This window comes from Pseudoalteromonas sp. EB27, assembly GCF_001974875.1.
Lineage (GTDB): Bacteria > Pseudomonadota > Gammaproteobacteria > Enterobacterales > Alteromonadaceae > Pseudoalteromonas.
Window position 1 is genome coordinate 68865 of the sequence record NZ_MTQD01000010.1, and the last position, 17071, is coordinate 85935.

The 17071-nt window shown below is 39.4% G+C and carries 15 protein-coding genes; 9 read left to right on the forward strand and 6 right to left on the reverse strand.

What is annotated here, in order from left to right:
* Positions 1-69: 69 nt before the first annotated feature.
* Positions 70-1041, reverse strand: coding sequence for an octaprenyl diphosphate synthase (ispB, locus tag BW142_RS12345; protein ID WP_076925044.1), 972 nt, complete (start codon positions 1039-1041; stop codon positions 70-72).
* A 422-nt stretch (positions 1042-1463) separates the two neighbouring features.
* Between ispB and rplU the strand changes: the two genes are divergently transcribed.
* The 7 genes from rplU (at position 1464) to BW142_RS12380 (ending at position 6209) form a co-directional block, all read left to right on the forward strand.
* Complete coding sequence (rplU, locus tag BW142_RS12350; protein WP_002957748.1) at positions 1464-1775, forward strand: 50S ribosomal protein L21; 312 nt, start codon at positions 1464-1466, stop codon at positions 1773-1775.
* A gap of 16 nt (positions 1776-1791) precedes the next feature.
* Positions 1792-2049, forward strand: a complete 258-nt coding sequence (gene rpmA, locus BW142_RS12355; protein WP_002957747.1) for a 50S ribosomal protein L27 — start codon at positions 1792-1794, stop codon at positions 2047-2049.
* A gap of 140 nt (positions 2050-2189) precedes the next feature.
* Positions 2190-3347 carry an Obg family GTPase CgtA gene (cgtA, locus tag BW142_RS12360; protein ID WP_024604542.1) on the forward strand — a complete coding sequence of 386 codons (1158 nt, stop codon included), beginning with the start codon at positions 2190-2192 and terminating at the stop codon, positions 3345-3347.
* 73 nt (positions 3348-3420) lie between these two features.
* On the forward strand, positions 3421-3912 hold the full coding sequence (gene folA / locus BW142_RS12365) for a type 3 dihydrofolate reductase (RefSeq protein WP_076925045.1): 492 nt from the start codon (positions 3421-3423) through the stop codon (positions 3910-3912).
* Between the two features lie 78 nt (positions 3913-3990).
* Positions 3991-4368: a DUF3718 domain-containing protein gene (locus BW142_RS12370; protein WP_024608314.1), complete on the forward strand. Its 378-nt coding sequence runs from the start codon at positions 3991-3993 to the stop codon at positions 4366-4368.
* Positions 4369-4662: 294 nt separating this feature from the next.
* Complete coding sequence (gene galU, locus BW142_RS12375; protein WP_076925046.1) at positions 4663-5547, forward strand: UTP--glucose-1-phosphate uridylyltransferase GalU; 885 nt, start codon at positions 4663-4665, stop codon at positions 5545-5547.
* Between the two features lie 188 nt (positions 5548-5735).
* Positions 5736-6209: a peroxiredoxin gene (locus BW142_RS12380; RefSeq protein WP_076925047.1), complete on the forward strand. Its 474-nt coding sequence runs from the start codon at positions 5736-5738 to the stop codon at positions 6207-6209.
* Positions 6210-6314: 105 nt separating this feature from the next.
* Here the strand turns inward: BW142_RS12380 and BW142_RS12385 are convergent, their stop codons facing one another.
* Positions 6315-8441 carry a S8 family peptidase gene (locus BW142_RS12385; RefSeq protein WP_076925048.1) on the reverse strand — a complete coding sequence of 709 codons (2127 nt, stop codon included), beginning with the start codon at positions 8439-8441 and terminating at the stop codon, positions 6315-6317.
* Between the two features lie 328 nt (positions 8442-8769).
* Between BW142_RS12385 and BW142_RS12390 the strand changes: the two genes are divergently transcribed.
* Positions 8770-9954: an NAD(P)/FAD-dependent oxidoreductase gene (locus BW142_RS12390; protein ID WP_076925049.1), complete on the forward strand. Its 1185-nt coding sequence runs from the start codon at positions 8770-8772 to the stop codon at positions 9952-9954.
* A 2-nt stretch (positions 9955-9956) separates the two neighbouring features.
* Here BW142_RS12390 and BW142_RS12395 read toward each other — a convergent pair whose 3' ends face one another.
* From BW142_RS12395 to coaBC, 4 genes are all read right to left on the reverse strand, one after another.
* The gene (locus BW142_RS12395; RefSeq protein ID WP_076925050.1) at positions 9957-11060 is read right to left on the reverse strand and encodes a GGDEF domain-containing protein; all 1104 of its coding nucleotides are present in this window, start codon (positions 11058-11060) and stop codon (positions 9957-9959) included.
* Positions 11061-11311: 251 nt separating this feature from the next.
* Positions 11312-14080, reverse strand: a complete 2769-nt coding sequence (locus BW142_RS12400; RefSeq protein WP_076925051.1) for a prolyl oligopeptidase family serine peptidase — start codon at positions 14078-14080, stop codon at positions 11312-11314.
* A 141-nt stretch (positions 14081-14221) separates the two neighbouring features.
* Positions 14222-14809, reverse strand: coding sequence for a nucleoid occlusion factor SlmA (slmA, locus tag BW142_RS12405; protein WP_004335558.1), 588 nt, complete (start codon positions 14807-14809; stop codon positions 14222-14224).
* A gap of 110 nt (positions 14810-14919) precedes the next feature.
* A complete protein-coding gene (gene coaBC / locus BW142_RS12410; protein ID WP_076925052.1) occupies positions 14920-16113 on the reverse strand; it encodes a bifunctional phosphopantothenoylcysteine decarboxylase/phosphopantothenate--cysteine ligase CoaBC in 1194 nt (397 codons plus the stop codon).
* A gap of 143 nt (positions 16114-16256) precedes the next feature.
* On the opposite strand from coaBC, the gene radC reads away from it, so the two are divergent.
* Positions 16257-16931 (forward strand): DNA repair protein RadC, encoded by a 675-nt coding sequence (radC, locus tag BW142_RS12415; RefSeq protein ID WP_024598926.1) that lies wholly within the window; start codon positions 16257-16259, stop codon positions 16929-16931.
* Positions 16932-17071 lie beyond the last annotated feature (140 nt).

Consider the following 17071-nt stretch of genomic DNA (forward strand, 5'->3'; position numbering starts at 1 on the left):
CAAAAAAGCCTGCATTTGCAGGCTTTTTTATTGCTCAGAATTAATTTCACACTGTGTAACTAGTTAAAACTAGTGGTCGCGGTCAACCGCAATACGTGCAAGGCTTATAAGTGCTTGCTTATAGTCAGACTCAGCTAAAAAGTCTAAACACGCAATAGCTTTGTCAGCTTCAAGTTCTGCTTTTTGCATTGTAAATTCAAGCGCATTAGTTTGCTTTAGTGCCGATAAAATTTCTTCTAAATGCTCCATACCATTACTGTGCTCTATTGCATCACGAATAAGCTGTGTTTGCTGCTCGCTACCATGTTGCATGGCATAAATAAGCGGAAGGGTTGGTTTGCCTTCAGCTAAATCATCACCAATGTTTTTACCCAACTGCTCAGCATCTGCATTGTAATCAAGTACGTCATCCACTAACTGAAATGCAGTACCTAAATGCATACCGTACAGGTTTAGTGCATCAAGTGTCGCTTGGTCTTGCTCAGTAATAATGGCAGCAAGCCCTGTCGCTGCTTCAAACAACTTAGCTGTTTTAGAGTAAATAACCTGCATATAACTGGCTTCGGTAGTGTCTGGGTCGTTGCAGTTCATTAACTGCAATACTTCACCTTCAGCAATAATGTTTGTTGCATCGGCAAGTACTTGCATAACCTGCATTTTGCCAAGGCCAACCATAAGCTGAAATGAACGAGTGTAAATAAAGTCACCAACCAATACGCTAGCAGCATTACCAAATTCAGCATTTGCTGTAGGCGTGCCACGTCGTAAGTTTGATTCATCTACAACATCATCATGCAATAGCGTTGCTGTATGAATAAACTCAACAATTGTTGCAAGTGTTATGTGATCTTTACCCTGATAACCGAGCGCTTTGGCTGCTAAAATTGCTAGCATTGGACGAACGCGTTTGCCGCCACTGCTAACTATATATAAACCAAGCTGATTAACTAACGCCACATCTGAGCGCATTTGCGCATGTATAAGTTGATTGACGTCATTCATATCGCTTTCGATTAACGCCTGGATAGCTTTTATATCCATTGATCTCCGAGCCAATTTTTATGTGTGAACGGCGCAGATTGTACAACAAAAAATGCACTAGCTCGATATTTTGTGACGATTGATTGAAAAAACACTATTAAAGTACTTAATTTAGACTGAATTGGCCAAGATAACTGATTAATTGATAATCAATATACAGTTTGTGGTGTGCTTAGATATTAAGCTGTGAGGGTCATATTTGAGTACATTAATTTATTTCGACTAAGAGTTAAAAAGCGCTTGGCAAAAGGGCTAATTAATATAAAATGGGGTAAATATTGAATTGCTCTCAAAGCAGCTACTTTTTATTCATTTTAATTACAAAATAGGCTTGCTAGTTATTTCGCGTTAGCGTAAACTTCGCGCCCTATCGAAGAATATTTTAGTTGCGCCGATTTGAGGGTGCACAGACGGAGTTAATTATGTACGCGGTTTTCCAAAGTGGTGGTAAACAGCATCGTGTGACTGAAGGTCAAACGATTCGTCTTGAAAAATTAGACGTTGAAACTGGTGCGGCAGTAGAATTTGATTCAGTACTTTTAGTTGCTGATGGTGAGAAAATCGAGATCGGTGTACCGTTCGTAAACGGTGGCAAGATAACAGCTGAGGTTGTTTCACATGGTCGCGGTGAGAAGATTAAGGTTGTTAAATTTAGACGCCGTAAGCATTCTCGTAAGCAAATGGGCCATCGTCAATGGTTCACTGAAGTTAAAATCACTAGCATTAGCGCTTAATTAGAGGTACTTAGAAATGGCACATAAAAAAGCAGCTGGTAGTACTCGTAACGGTCGCGATTCAGAAAGCAAACGCCTAGGTGTTAAGCGTTTTGGTGGCGAATCAGTTCTAGCGGGTAGCATCATTGTTCGTCAGCGTGGAACTCGTTTCCACCCTGGTACTAACGTAGGTATCGGTAAAGACCACACTATCTTCGCAAAAGCAGATGGTAAAGTTCAGTTTGAACAAAAAGGTCCTTTAAACCGTAAATACGTAACTATCGTAACTGAGTAATCAGTAAGGTAGTTAAAAACCCCGCCTTTGCGGGGTTTTTTGTTTTGTAGTCAGTCAAAATATATACCCAAGCCTGCATTTGTGTTGGCTTGGGTATATAATAGAGTTATTAAACAAGCCAATCCCTAAAGTGAGTAATCATGAAGTTTGTAGATGAAGTAGAAATTCGCGCAGAAGCTGGAGACGGTGGCAGCGGCATCGTGTCTTTCCGTCGTGAAAAATATGTTCCAGATGGTGGACCAGACGGCGGTGACGGTGGAGACGGTGGTAGTGTTTATCTACAAGCTGATGAAAACTTAAATACCCTAATTGATTATCAGTTTGAGCGTTTCCATAGGGCTGAACGTGGGACTAACGGTCGTAGCCGTAACTGTACAGGCCGAAAAGCCGACGACTTATTTGTTATGGTGCCTGTAGGCACACGCATCATGGATGTTGATACCCAAGAGGGACTTGGCGACTTAACTCAACATGGTCAACGAATTTTGGTTGCAAAAGGTGGTTTCCACGGCTTGGGGAATGCACGTTTTAAATCAAGTACTAACCGTGCACCTCGTCAAAAAACATTGGGCACACCTGGTGAAGTACGTAACTTAAAATTAGAGTTACTATTATTAGCTGATGTAGGCTTACTCGGATTACCAAATGCAGGTAAATCTACGTTTATCCGCAGTGTATCTGCAGCGAGACCAAAAGTAGCTGATTACCCATTCACGACGCTTATTCCTAATTTAGGTGTGGTACGTCCTGAAGCAAATAAATCATTTGTTATAGCCGATATTCCAGGTCTAATTGAAGGTGCATCTGATGGTGCAGGCCTTGGTATTCGCTTCTTGAAGCATTTAGAGCGTTGTCGTGTGTTATTACACATTATTGATGTAATGCCGGTAGATGGTTCAAACCCTGTTGATAATGCATTCTCGATTATTAACGAGCTACACCAATACAGCCCTAAATTAGCTGAAAAGCCACGCTGGTTAGTGTTTAATAAAATAGATTTATTACCAGAAGACGAAGCAAAAGCGCTATGCGAAGCGATTGCAGAAGAACTGGGCGAAACTGAAAATATTTATCACATCTCAGCAATTAATAAACTTAATACTCAACCTTTGATCCACAACATAATGACACTACTTGATAGCATGCCTAAAGAGAAGTTTGTACAAGTTGAAGATGAAGAAGTTGAATTCAAGTGGGATACCTATCATGAAAAAGCCACTAAAGGTAAGGGCAATGATGATGATTGGGACGACTGGGATGAAGATGATTACGACGTAGAAGTAGTCTACGAGCGTTAATTAAATAGAATTTATTAAAAAGGAGCTTATGCTCCTTTTTCTTTGTTTAAGAATAAAGTACTAGGTTTTTATTATGATAATTTCAATGATTGCAGCAATGGCAAATAACCGTGTAATTGGCCTAGATAATAAAATGCCATGGCATTTACCAGCGGATCTTCAGCATTTTAAAAAAGTAACTACGGGTAAACCTGTGATCATGGGTCGTAAAACTTTTGAGTCAATAGGCCGTCCTTTACCTGGGCGTCGTAATATTATTATTACTCGAAACAGCGAATATTCTGCAGAGGGTATTGAAACTGTAACCACCCCAGAGGATGCATTAAATCTAGTTTGTGATGTAGAAGAAGTGATGATTATTGGTGGTGGTAATATTTATGAGCAATTTTTACCGAAAGCAGATCGCTTGTATTTAACTTTTATTGATTTAGATGTTAATGGCGATACGCAGTTTCCTGATTACAATAAAATCGCAAATTGGAATATAAAAGAAGAGCAAGAAAACCTTCCAGATGATAAGAACAAATCTAGTTATAAATTCGTAACTTTATATAAAGAACATTAACATTATTGCGTAATTTTTGATAGATTGATATAATATTCAATAGTCTATGTAAGAACAAAGTATTATAAAGGGTTTGTCATGTTTAAATTACCAAAGCTAGTTGCACTTACTGCTGTTGTTGCTGTAAGTTCGTTGTCGTATACAGCACCAGCAAATGCTGAAGATCAATTAGCGGTATCTATTTGTGAGTACATTGCTGCTGATGATAAAAACCGATTACGTAGTAAGCTTAAAAGCTCTCGCGTAAAAATTCGTAATATCTACGATGCAGTACAATGTAATGGTAATAACTTACTACGTCATGCCGTTGCGAGTAATGCAGTAGATACAGGTGAGTATATAGTTAAAAACTTATCAAAAAGTGCTTTAACAGATGGTGCCGATATTGCTTGGGCTGAAGGCAACTTTGCCAGCTCACCACTTATTGCAGTAATTAAAGATCGCGCTGGTCTTTAATCATAAATAGATTTTACAGCTCTACTTCGAATAAGTATTGTTGAAAAATTGATTGGTCTAGGTTTGTTATTAATAACAAACCTAGACTTGTTTCTCTTAGCTAATCTAATCTCACTTCCTAACAAAATTATTAATAAGTTCACTATTTACCTATCTATTTTATATTCCCAAAGTGTAGAGTCTTCACTTTAAAAGCAGCTTCAAATTTACTTCTTCAAAAGAGGTAACTTTATTCAGCTGGTATCTATTTTGTATCTGCTAGTTTATTTACAAACTTAATCACTAAGGATAGATATGAAAGCTGTAATTCCAGTGGCTGGTTTAGGGACGAGAATGCTCCCTATGACAAAAGCTATTCCAAAAGAAATGCTCCCTATAGTCGATAAACCACTTATCCAATATATTGTCAGCGAATGTGTGTCTGCTGGTATCAAAGATATTGTATTAGTGACGCATAGCTCTAAAAATGCAATCGAAAACCATTTTGATACAAGTTATGAGCTAGAAGCTACTCTTGAAAAGCGTGTTAAACGTGCTTTATTAGATGAGATTCGCTCTATTTGTCCGCCTGACGTAACTATTATGAGTGTTCGCCAAGGTGAAGCTAAAGGGCTAGGGCATGCTATTTTGTGTGCTAAGCCAATAGTAGGTGACGACAACTTTGTAGTGCTCCTGCCAGATGTGATACTTGATGCTTATACTGCCGATCAAGAAACTGAAAATTTAGCGGCCATGATTAAACGCTTTAAAGAAACTCAAGCAAGTCAAATAATGCTTGAGCCAGTAGCTAAAGAAGACGTTAGTAAATATGGTATTGCTGATATAAACGGTGTTGAGTTAATGCCAGGTAAAAGTGCTGCAATTAAAGCGATGGTTGAGAAACCTGATGCAGACTTAGCACCTTCAAACCTTGCTGTTGTAGGGCGATATGTACTGAGTAAGAATATTTGGCCTCTACTCGCAAAAACGACTGTAGGTGCTGGCGGTGAAATACAACTTACAGACTCTATTGACGCATTAATGGCGCAAGAAACCGTTGAAGCATTTCATATGAGTGGTCGCTCTCACGATTGCGGAGATAAGTTGGGTTATTTAAAAGCAATTGTAGAGTACAGCATGCGGGATAAAAAGTTAGGTAATGACTTTTCTCGCTTTATAAACGATTTGAATTTACCTTAACTACAGAGCAATAAATTTTATGAAAACTATAGAAGCTAAAATAGTTTTCATAAAATGTAGTGAACTCAGTCTATAAACCTTTGCTAGACTACCCTGAGTTACTAAGTTAGTTACACTTTACCTACACTGTAATAGGTTACGTAGTATGATTGTTACTTATTCTGTATTGATCTTTTAAAGGAACCACCATGATTGAGCAAGGCCAAGAATTACCATCGGTTACGTTAACGCAATTAACTGACGACGGAATGCAATCTCTTACAAATAAAGAGTTATTTGAAGGCAAAAAAGTCGTGTTATTTGCAGTACCAGGTGCATTTACACCAACGTGTTCAAATGCCCATTTGCCTGAGTTTATTACTCTTGCTGATAAAATTAAAGCAAAAGGTGTTGATGCTATTTACTGTGTATCTGTTAATGATGCATTTGTTATGAAAGCATGGGGCGACTCGCAAAACGCGCAAGAAATAGCAATGCTTGCTGATGGCGATGGTAGTTTCACTAAATCGTTAGGGCTTGATAAGGATACCGCTAGTTTTGGTGGTGTACGCTCAACGCGTTACGCTATGATTATTGAAAATGCAGTCGTAACAGGTTTATTTGTAGAGCAAGACAAAGAGTTTGTTGTAAGCCGTGCAGAATCAGTACTAGAGAAGCTATAACAGTAATAAAGTGTAGGTTTTAGCTTTAATTAATCAGCTACTTACTATTTAAAAACCGATGTTGGAAACAACATCGGTTTTTTTATTCACGGTTTAAACTTTAAATTACGGTTGGTACTGCCCGCTAAGTGTTAAACCAGAGAAAGTGCTATAAGCGTTCACGCTTAAGTGCCAAGTACCTGCTTGTGGATTGGTAAATGTACATGTTTCTGCGTTGCCATTTTTATAAGGGCGACAATCGTACGTAGTGGTTGTTGGTTGGCTGCCATATTTTACAAATAAGTCTGCATCGCCACTTCCACCTGACGTTGTTACTGTAAACGTACTCATTCCTGCAGGTACATCTAACGTGTAATGTTTCCACTGACCAGTATTGGCTGTCACATCGCTTATAGTGCCGCCGCCAGCTTGTGGAGTACCTGAACCGCCACCAGATGATGAACCACCAGTAATATTACCCACCAAGCTCACAGCTGAATACGCAGAGTAGCCGTTAAGCATTACGTGGTAAGTTCCTGCTGTAGGGTTATCAATAGAACACTCTTCGCTATTACCGCCTTTATAAGGGCGACAGTCATAGGTAGTTGTTGTAGGTTTGCTGCCCGCACGTACGTATAAATCAGCATCACCGGTACCACCACTCATAGTGAATGTTACGTTAGTAGCACCGCTTGGTACGGTCATCGTGTAAAATGCTTGTGCGTTCGCAGCCCCACTTAAACCTGTTTTAGCTTCACCATTAATAAGCTCGCTATCGCCACCTGTAGGCGGGGTAGTGCCGCCACTTGCTGCTGCAACAGCTGCGGCAGCATCAACAATACCCGTACCACAGCTAGTACATGTTGCAGGGAACGAACGGGTAGTTGATTTTAAAATACTTTCTATTTCGTCAGGCGTTGCATCTGGCTTTGCTTGCTTAATAAGTGCCGCAACACCTGCTACGTGAGGCGCAGCCATTGATGTACCTTGCGAATAACCGTAACTGTCGCTTGAAGGTGTAGACGAACCTGAATTGTAAGTTGATAAAACACCTTCTGAGTCGTTTGCAAAGCTTTGCGCGCCGCCCGGTGCTGCAACATCAATATTGCTACCGTAGTTTGAGTAATAAGCTCGGCCGCCATTACGGCCTACTGATGCTACGTTTACTACACCATTACAGTTACCTGGGTTGTAGTTTGCCGAGTTATCGTTATCGTTACCTGCAGCAATAACTACTACAGTGCCGTTACTACGCGCGGTATTAATTGCATTTTGAGTTGTAGAGCTACATGAACCGCTGCCACCTAAACTCATATTAATTACATCTGCAGGGTTTGAGTTTGCCGGAATGCCTGAAACACTCCCACCAGATGCCCAAATAATACCGTCTGCAATATCAGAGGTTAAACCACCACACTTACCAAGCACACGAACAGGCACTACTTTTGCATTATAAGCTACGCCTGCCACGCCTTCGCCGTTATTGGTTACCGCAGCAACAGTGCCGGCTACATGTGTACCATGCCAGCTAGAATTTTGTGCACCGTTAGTACCACACTCGTTTGCTGCAACAGCATCACCCGGATCACGTGCATCGCTATCGCGACCACCGCCATCGTTTGCTACCGATAGGTTAGAGATCATATCGTAACCCGGTAAAATGTTAGCATTTAAATCGGCATGTGGGCGGTAACCCGTATCTAGTACAGCTACAACTACACCGCTACCCGTTGCGGTATCCCAAGCGGTCGGTAAATTTAAACCACCGGCTTGCTCGTAGTAATGCCATTGGTCATCAAAGCGAGGGTCGTTAGGAGTTGAAAACGGCTTTAACATTTGATCCACTTCAATGTATTCAACATTGCCAGAATCAACCATTTCTTGCATAAACTCTTGCGCTTCTGCTGTACTTAATTTTTTATCAGCACGCATTACGTGGTGGTTATTAAGTGCCATTGCACGAATATATTTTGCTTTTACTTTACCTTTTTTAGAAGCGAAGTTTTTAACAAAGCTTTGTGCGCGCTTTTTCATGCTAGCTGGGCTTGCGTCTGCAGTTGAGAGGCTCGCCATTTCGTTATTATTTTTATATTTAATAATGAACTGAGTTTCGAAACCGCCTTGGCTTTGTAGTTTAGCCGATGTTTCAGCCATTGAACTTGAAACTGATTGAGCCATGCCAGATGTTGCTGCAAAAAGCGTACTAACTGTAATTGCAATTGCGCATCTTTTAAAAGTTTTACTTGTTGTCATAATTATCCCTAGATTTTTATTTATTATTTCGTGATGTAGGATCACGATGCGGGAACAAAAGTAAACGATCTGTTAACTAGGTTAAAATATCAATTTATTATGTACCTCTTTCATTTAGTTATAACTCAGGTTTTTAGCGGTTTACTCGTTGTTTAGTATTTGTCATATAAATTAAAAATAAGTATAAAGGGTTGGTTTATTGTGCGGGTAATTATTCCCGACTTATTACTGATGCGTTTTTGTTGTGTTATTGCTAATAATTTAAATGCTACGTTGTTAGCTATCAAACTTTGCTATAATCGGAAAAATTTTTTAGTAGGGTAAAATAATGAGTCAAGTAGATGTAATTGTAATAGGTGCGGGAGCTGCAGGATTAATGTGTGCAGCGCAAGCTGGATACCGTGGCCGAAGCGTTACAGTACTTGATATGGGGAAAAAACCAGGTCGTAAAATTTTAATAAGTGGTGGTGGGCGTTGTAATTTTACAAATGAAAACGCAACCCCTGATAACTACTTATGCGCAAATGCTCATTTTGTTAAATCATGTTTAAGTCGCTATACACAGCATGACTTTATTGAGCTGGTGGACAGACATGGCTTGGCGTATCACCATAAAACACTAGGTCAGCTTTTTTGCGATAACAATGCACAAGACATTGTTGATATTTTACTGACCGAATGTGGGTGGGCCGGGGTAAATATAAAACTACGCAGTGAAGTGATCAGCGTATCAAAAACCGAAACCGGCTATAGCGTTACCACAGAGCAAGAAACCTTAAGCTGTGAGTCGTTAGTTATAGCATCAGGTGGCTTAACTATGCCAAAACTAGGGGCTACACCAATAGGTTATAAAATTGCAGAGCAGTTTGGCTTAAGCGTGTTAGCAACTATGGCTGCACTTGTGCCGTTTACTTTGCATCAGCATGATAAAGAGCGTTTTGAAGGGCTCTCGGGAATTAGCATTCCCTGTGAAGTTTCAAGCGAAGACGGCACCGTATTTAAAGAAAACATCCTCTTTACTCACCGAGGGTTATCGGGCCCAGCAATATTGCAAATAAGCTCATTTTGGCGAGCAGGGCAGGCTGTAATTATAAACCTATTACCTGAAATTGATTTAAGGCAGCAACTTGCTGATTGGCGAGAAACGCAAGCCCAAAAGTCTTTAAAAAATAGCCTTGCGACTATTTTACCTAAACGCTTTATAGAAATACTGCACGAAAGCAAAGCGATACCAGATTGTAATATTAATCAGCTTACCCATGCTCAAATAGATGAGTTAGTAAATTATATTCATGCGTGGCAAATTAAACCCAATGGCACAGAAGGTTATAGAACAGCAGAAGTAACATTGGGCGGTGTAGATACCGACGAGTTGAGCTCAAAAACCTTTGAAGCTAAAAAAGCTAAAGGCCTATACTTTATAGGCGAAGTAACTGACGTAACAGGGTGGCTTGGAGGCTACAACTTCCAATATGCGTGGAGCTGTGGATTTGCTTGTGGGCAGCACGCTTAAGTTTAGGCTATAAACCCATTTAAGTAATTTGATTGAGCGATAACGGTTGAATCGTTATCGCTAACACATACTTTATTGCGTCCATTATTTTTAGCCTTATATAGCGCTGTATCAGCCCGCTCCAGTAGTTTTAGCACTGTATCGTCTTTTTGTATCGTTGCTAATCCAATACTTATAGTAAATGCTACATTTGTAACTGTGTTTTCGGCAATATACTTTCTCAGGTCATCGGCTTTTTTAGCGCTATCATTTAAAGAGGTGTTGGATAAAATAATAGTGAATTCTTCTCCACCCCATCGCGCAATAAGTGCGTCATTTCGCATTCGTTTTTTTAATATTTTTGCAAATTCAGTTAGCACGTTATCACCAACCAAATGCCCGTAGGTATCGTTTATATTTTTGAAGTGATCTATATCGCAAATAAGTAAGCAATGTGGGGTTTTAAAAACGTCATTTTTAGCAATTAACTGTGATAATTCAAAATCAAATTTTTGCCTGTTATAAAGCCCCGTTAACTTATCGGTTTCTGCTAAGTGTTGAATTTCTAAGTTACGGATAGATAATCGAGTGTATGCCGAAAACCGTGTTTTTTCGTAAAACCTAAAAATTAAAATATGAGCAAGGCTTACCTCTATAAGATTAAATAAAGAGCCTAAGCCAATTGTTACAGTTTGCTGTTGTTGTAAATACACAAGATACGCACAAATAGCAAAAGCGACTGCACTAAATAGGCTTCCCCAGTTTCTTCCAACTAAAAAAAAGCTAAAAGGCGGGATTAACGTCGCCCAAAATAAAGAATGCGCATGCCCACCTACAGAAACCACAAACATCATTATTAAGCTAACGACCATAAGGGTAACAGCCCACGCTGCTGCATTTACGTTGGCTGTTTTATTAAACCAAGTATAAATGCCTAACGATATCGTAAGTCCTAAGGCATCAATTAAAGCAATGTCATAGCTTTTAAAATAAAAAAGATTGAGGAGTGTTAAAACTAAAAAGTAACATGTAGTTATTAGTAAAGAGTGGGCTATTAAGCGAGTACGCCAAAAATCCTTATGGTCTTTTGGGTATTGTGGAAACTCTTTGTACCAAAAACCTAGCATAATGAACGACTCTTTAACCTCTGAATTTAGTGATTATTACTTATATTAGGCTTTTATTATAGTTTTTTACTTTGATTAAAACGCTTATATACGGTGGTGTTTATAAAAGTTTAAAGATCATTACAGCATTTTTCAAAGGTATGAAGGACTAGGTAGTGACTGATTACTTAAATGTAATATGCCTCGCCTTGATTTAATTGACGCAGAGCTCGCCGTTATCGCTTACGTAGAGCTCTGAATAAATGTTATATCTATTCCTCTATAAATGCCTCGCCTTGTGTCATCCACTTTGCAGCTGGTTTGCCTTTTAAGTAATGATCAAAGTACTGCATCATACGCACTGAAAAATCGACCTGATTAGGAAACTTTTTCAAGTGGTGTGGTTCACCTTCGTATTGTAAAAAGGTTGCATCTTTACCTGCGCGGCGAAGCGCTAAGTAGTACTGCACGCCTTCGTGCCAAGGCACTGCATCGTCTTTATCGCCAAACATAATTAAAATAGGGGTATTTACTTTATCTGCAAAAAACACCGGTGAGTTTTCTATGTACAGCTCTGGTGCTTCAAATAAGTTTTTACCTATACGGCTTTGCCCTGTTTCGTATTGAAACTGACGAGCAAGACCTGATTTTAAACGTATGCCACTGTAAGCACTGGTCATGTTTGATACTGGCGCGCCAGATACAACCGCTTTAAACATATCTGTTTGGGTTATCATAAACGCACTTTGATAGCCTGCCCAAGAGTGACCTTGTAAGCCTATTTTATCTGGGTCGGCTATGCCTAAATCTATTAATTTTTGGGTGGAGTTGATCATGGTTTGCGTTGACGATTTACCCGGGTGACCTATTTCAAAACGAATGTCAGGTAAAAATACCGCATAACCGTTTGAGGTAAACATAGGGAAATTAGGGCGATGGTTTAATTCCATTTTAGGAAAATCAAACATACGCTGGCTCATGTAACGATAAAAATACACAACCACCGGTACTTTATCGCCTTTTTTATATCCCGCTGGCTTTATTAGTACGCCTTGTAAATCTTCGCCATCAAAGCCTTTATAGCTTATTAGTTCTGGCTTTTCGCCCCAGGCAAAATTACTAATTTGTGGGTTTAGCGTGGTCACTTTTTTTGGTGCGCTAAAGCTAAAATCTGTTTGGTAGTAATCAGGAAATTGGCTATAAGTTTGCGAGGTGAACAAGTACCTGTCAGCCTTTTTGGCTTTTTTAACTACATCAAAGCGTTTATTACCGCTAAGCACGTTAGTTATTGTGTTTGTAGCTAAGTCGAGCTTTGCAACTTCGCTTTGTTTAGTTTGCAAGTTAATAGCAGAGACAAGTAATGTATCGCCTTTTTTAAATCCCACTTGGGTTTTATCAAGCTTAATAACACGGTACTGCGTATTGCTTTGCTTACCATTAGTTAGGCGTTTAGCTTGCTGCGTTTTTACGTCAAATACCCAAATATCGTATTTACTATAAGCAAGCACTTGGCTGCTGTCGGTCATCCAACCAGCAAAACCATAACCAGGTTGAGTAGATGGGTAGTCGTGTTTATCATCAGCAAAGGTTGCCTGAATCGCTTTTGTAAGCGGTGTTACTTTATTATTTTTTAAATCTTTTAACTGTATTTGGCTATCGCTAAAATAAGCTGCAAACTCACCATTAGGGGCAAGGCTCGGTCTAAACGGGTAGTTACTTATAATTGGAGTTTGTTTACCGGTATTTATATTTACTGCAAAGTAATCAGCAAAAAAACCGCCGTACATTATTTTTTCTAGGTAGGGGATGTTAGATGAGCCAAGTAAAGACACATCTCGCTGAGGGTTTAGTGCAACCTCGGGCATGTTTGGTGTACTAAGTTGCGCAACTTTTTGCGAGTTAACGTGATACACCGCACTGTAATGGCGATTTTTATTAACTTCGTTCCATTGCTGCTCTTCACGTGGTTTTATTTGCGTATCGTTGTTGTGCCATACATTAAGACCTTTATGCTCACGTATGGTATCAAAGTCGTACAGTGAGGCTTCGTCGGTATATTCTTTAGTTTTTACTTTAGCTGCTAATTTAGGATGGTTTTCAAAATATAAGCGCTCGCCATTTTCTGACCATTCAAGGGTGGCTGTTTTCCCTAACGTCCATGCTTTATTAGGTGAATCTATAGTTGAGAGCTTCTCGTTTTTATATAGCTGTAAAGTGTAGCTTCGGCGGCGCGTGTCATCATTTACATAGTTTCCCAATGCAAACGCTGCAATATTGTCAGTGGGGTGCCACGCTATTTTATTTGCGATTACGCCCGGTTCATCAATTAATACGCTGCTATTAAAGTCACTGAGCTCAATTAACGCTATTTGGTTGTTATTACCATCGCTGTAACTTTGACTCACTAATAGCTGGCTGTTAGCTGAGTTAATAGCGTAGCTAAATACGTTTTCTATTGTATGAGTGCGTTTATCAGATAAATTTACGATAACAAGCGCATAGCTCTTATCTTTTTTATCGGGCGTGATAGCGTTGTCTTCTTCGTTTTTAGTGCTATCGGTTTTATCTTCTACTTTTGCGTCATCGTCTTTTTTATTTAAACGATAAGCAAGCCACATACCGTCATTAGATAACGTGTAATCTTTTACATCAGCAAAGCTTTGTTGGGCACCTGATTGTGTGTTTACGAGTACCAGATTGTTTTTAAGTGTGTCTTTTTTTTTGGTTGTTTCTTTTTCAAGTAAGGTAGGTACTTGTGTAAAGGCGACCCAGTTAGCGGCTTTATTAATATGAGGCTTAGTGCCGCGTTCTACTTCTGCGATGAGTGTATTGCTTTGTAGTGAGTAAACTTGACCAGTTGCATTTCCACGATACGGCGTTGCACTAAAAGTGAGTACTTGACCATTGTCAGATAGTTGTGTGCTTTTAGCTGATTTAAAACTAAATACGTCTTTAAATTGTAGCGATTCTTTGGCGTGTATGCCGGTGCTAGTTAAGCTGGCAACGAGTGCCGTGCTTAATAAGGTGAGTTTTGTTTTCATTATTGATTCTCGTATTATGACATTGTTTCATTGTAACGAGTTTGGTTCATAATTCGAGCGGATCAGATAAATGGCAGCTACATACGACAAAACGACCCGTAGGTCGTTTTTTAGTATTCAATTTATTAATTTAGCAAAAAATTACAGCCAAATTTTTTGTAGCTCAAGCCACTGTTTTTCAAATTGAACACTTGGTTTTGCTTTAAAGTCGCTACGTACAAACTGATTCATTTTGCCTTCAACGTAGGCGAGTAAAAAGTTTGCAAGTGTAAGCTCATCACTTTGAAAGTTTTTACCTTCACGTAATTTACGCTCACGAAGTACTTGTTTAAACTGAGTTTCTAGCTTTTCAAACAAGGTTTGTACACGTTCTCGCAAACGTTCTTGCTCACCTTGCAGAGCATCACCCGTTAAAATACGAGTAATACCTGGGTTTTTTTCAGCAAAGGTTAGAAGTAATAATAGAATGTTATAAATGCGCGTTTGGCTTTCTTTTTCGTTTTCAATAATAATATTTATACGAGATAAAAGGGTATCTTCAATAAACTCAATTAAGCCCTCAAACATACGCGCTTTGCTCGGAAAGTGACGGTATAGCGCGGCTTCAGATACACCCACCTCAGCAGCTAGTTTTGCTGTAGTGATGCGTTGGCCTAAATTAGTTTCTAACATTTGTGCGAGTGCTTGCAGTATTTGCTCTTTGCGATTACTTCTTTTTGTCGCAGGCATGAACATTCCTTTTTATTAGTTATTCTTAGTGGCGCAGTTAAGAACCCTAGTCATTTTTTGTTCAAATGAATGGCGTATGTTAATGTTTTATTCAGTTTGTTTCCAGCCTTTTATAGATGTTTGGCCAGCTGTTTGATCACCTTGCGAGCTATTTCTATTTTACTTGTTGTTGGTAATTCAAGTTGTTCGTTATGCCAGTATAGTGTTAAAGCATTATGATCGGAATTAAACCCTAAGCCACTTTTTGATACGTCATTAGCGCAAATCATATCTAGATTTTTATTTTTTAGTTTACCTTTCGCATAGCTTTCTACATTTTGAGTTTCGGCGGCAAACCCCACAGTATAAGGACGGTTTTGTTTAAGGTTGGCAATAGCTGCAATTACGTCAGGGTTTTTAGTTAAAGTAAGAGTGAGTTCGTCGCCTTGCTTTTTCATTTTTTGAGTCGCAATTTCTGCCGCTCGATAATCTGCTACAGCGGCGCAGCCAATAAATGCATCTGACTGTGGTGCATAAATTAATGATTCATTTAGTAACTGCTCAGCGCTTTCAATATTTATTAAATTTACGCCAAGAGGTGCTTTAATCGTAACAGGACCCGAAATTAAATTAACCGTAGCACCGAGTTGCAAAGCGGCCTCTGCCAGTGCATAACCCATTTTTCCTGAACTGTGATTTGATATAAAACGTACCGGATCGAGAGGCTCACGCGTTGGGCCTGCTGTTATTGTAATTGTCTTTCCTGCAAGTAATTGCGGTTGCTCTTTTGCTGTACATAGCGCAACTAGGTCATGTGGCTCTAGCATACGTCCAGCGCCTACATCGCCACATGCTTGCTCACCTTTACCTGGGCCCCAAATAAGTACGTTGCGTGCTTTTAATGTGGCCAAATTGGCTTGTGTCGCTGAGTGTGCATACATTTGCTGGTTCATGGCAGGTGCAACTGCGACTTTTGCAGGCGTTGCTAGCAGTAACGTTGTTAGTAGGTCGTCAGCAATGCCGGCTGCCATTTTAGCAATAATATTACACGTAGCTGGGGCGACTAAAATTAAGTCAGCCCATTTTGCAAATTCAATATGCCCCATTGAAGCTTCAGCAGAAGGGTCAAGTAACGAGTCTGAGACAGTTTCGCCACTAACGGCTTGCATAGTTAAAGGGGTAATAAAGTGCTTAGCTGATTCAGTCATAACTACTTTTACTTCACAACCAGCGTCTTTTAATCGCCTAACGAGCTCTGCACATTTATAAGCTGCAATGCCGCCGGTAATACCTAGTACAATTTTTTTGTTTGTTAAGTTAGTCATGGTTGTTCATCAGTCTTATTAAATATTGCGCTTAAAATAACAAATCTTTACCCGTACAGCGAAGTTTTTTAATTCGAAATAACAGGCTAAATTTTAAATTTGCATTACATTTATAAGACACTTTCGCCTCTCAAGGATGAATAATGCAACTTACTTCACTACCAAACTCACTTCGACCTCGTGAAAAGCTCATCGCGAAAGGGGCTAAAGCGCTCAGTGACGCAGAGCTTCTTGCTATATTTTTACGAACAGGGTTGCCAGGAATGAATGTAATTGAGTTGGCTCAGCATTTATTAAACGAGAATAAAACACTGCATAATTTGTTTAATGCCAGTATTGAGGAGTTTTGCTCTCAAAAGGGGTTAGGAACTGCTAAATATGTACAATTACAAGCTGTATTAGAGCTAAGCCAACGCTATATGCAGGAGCGCTGTCAACGAGATGCGGTGTTTAATTCGCCAAACTCAGTTTACGATTACCTGACCATTCAAATGCGAGGCTTGCAGCAAGAAGTATTTATGGTGTTATACCTAGATAGTCAAAATAGATTAGTAAAAGACGAAATACTTTTTTATGGCACAATTAATTCTGCCAGTGTTTATCCGCGTGAAGTGGTAAAGGCTGCCCTTAAAAATAATGCAGCAGCTGTTATTTTTGCGCATAATCACCCAAGTGGTATTGCAGAACCGAGCCAAGCAGACAAACTTATTACTAATAAATTGCAGCAAGCACTGCAATTGGTCGACATAAGTGTGCTCGATCACATCATTGTTGGTGGAGAAACGTGTGTTTCGTTTGCCGAGCGAGGCCTGATTTAGCTTTGTTAGATACAGAAGTGTGTTAAAAATGAGCTGTTTAAGGTGTTTTGGCAAATTAGTTTAATTTAAATGCAGTTTTTACTTTCCCTAAGGGCATTCGATCTTTATAATTAGCCGCTATCAAATTTACATATATGAGC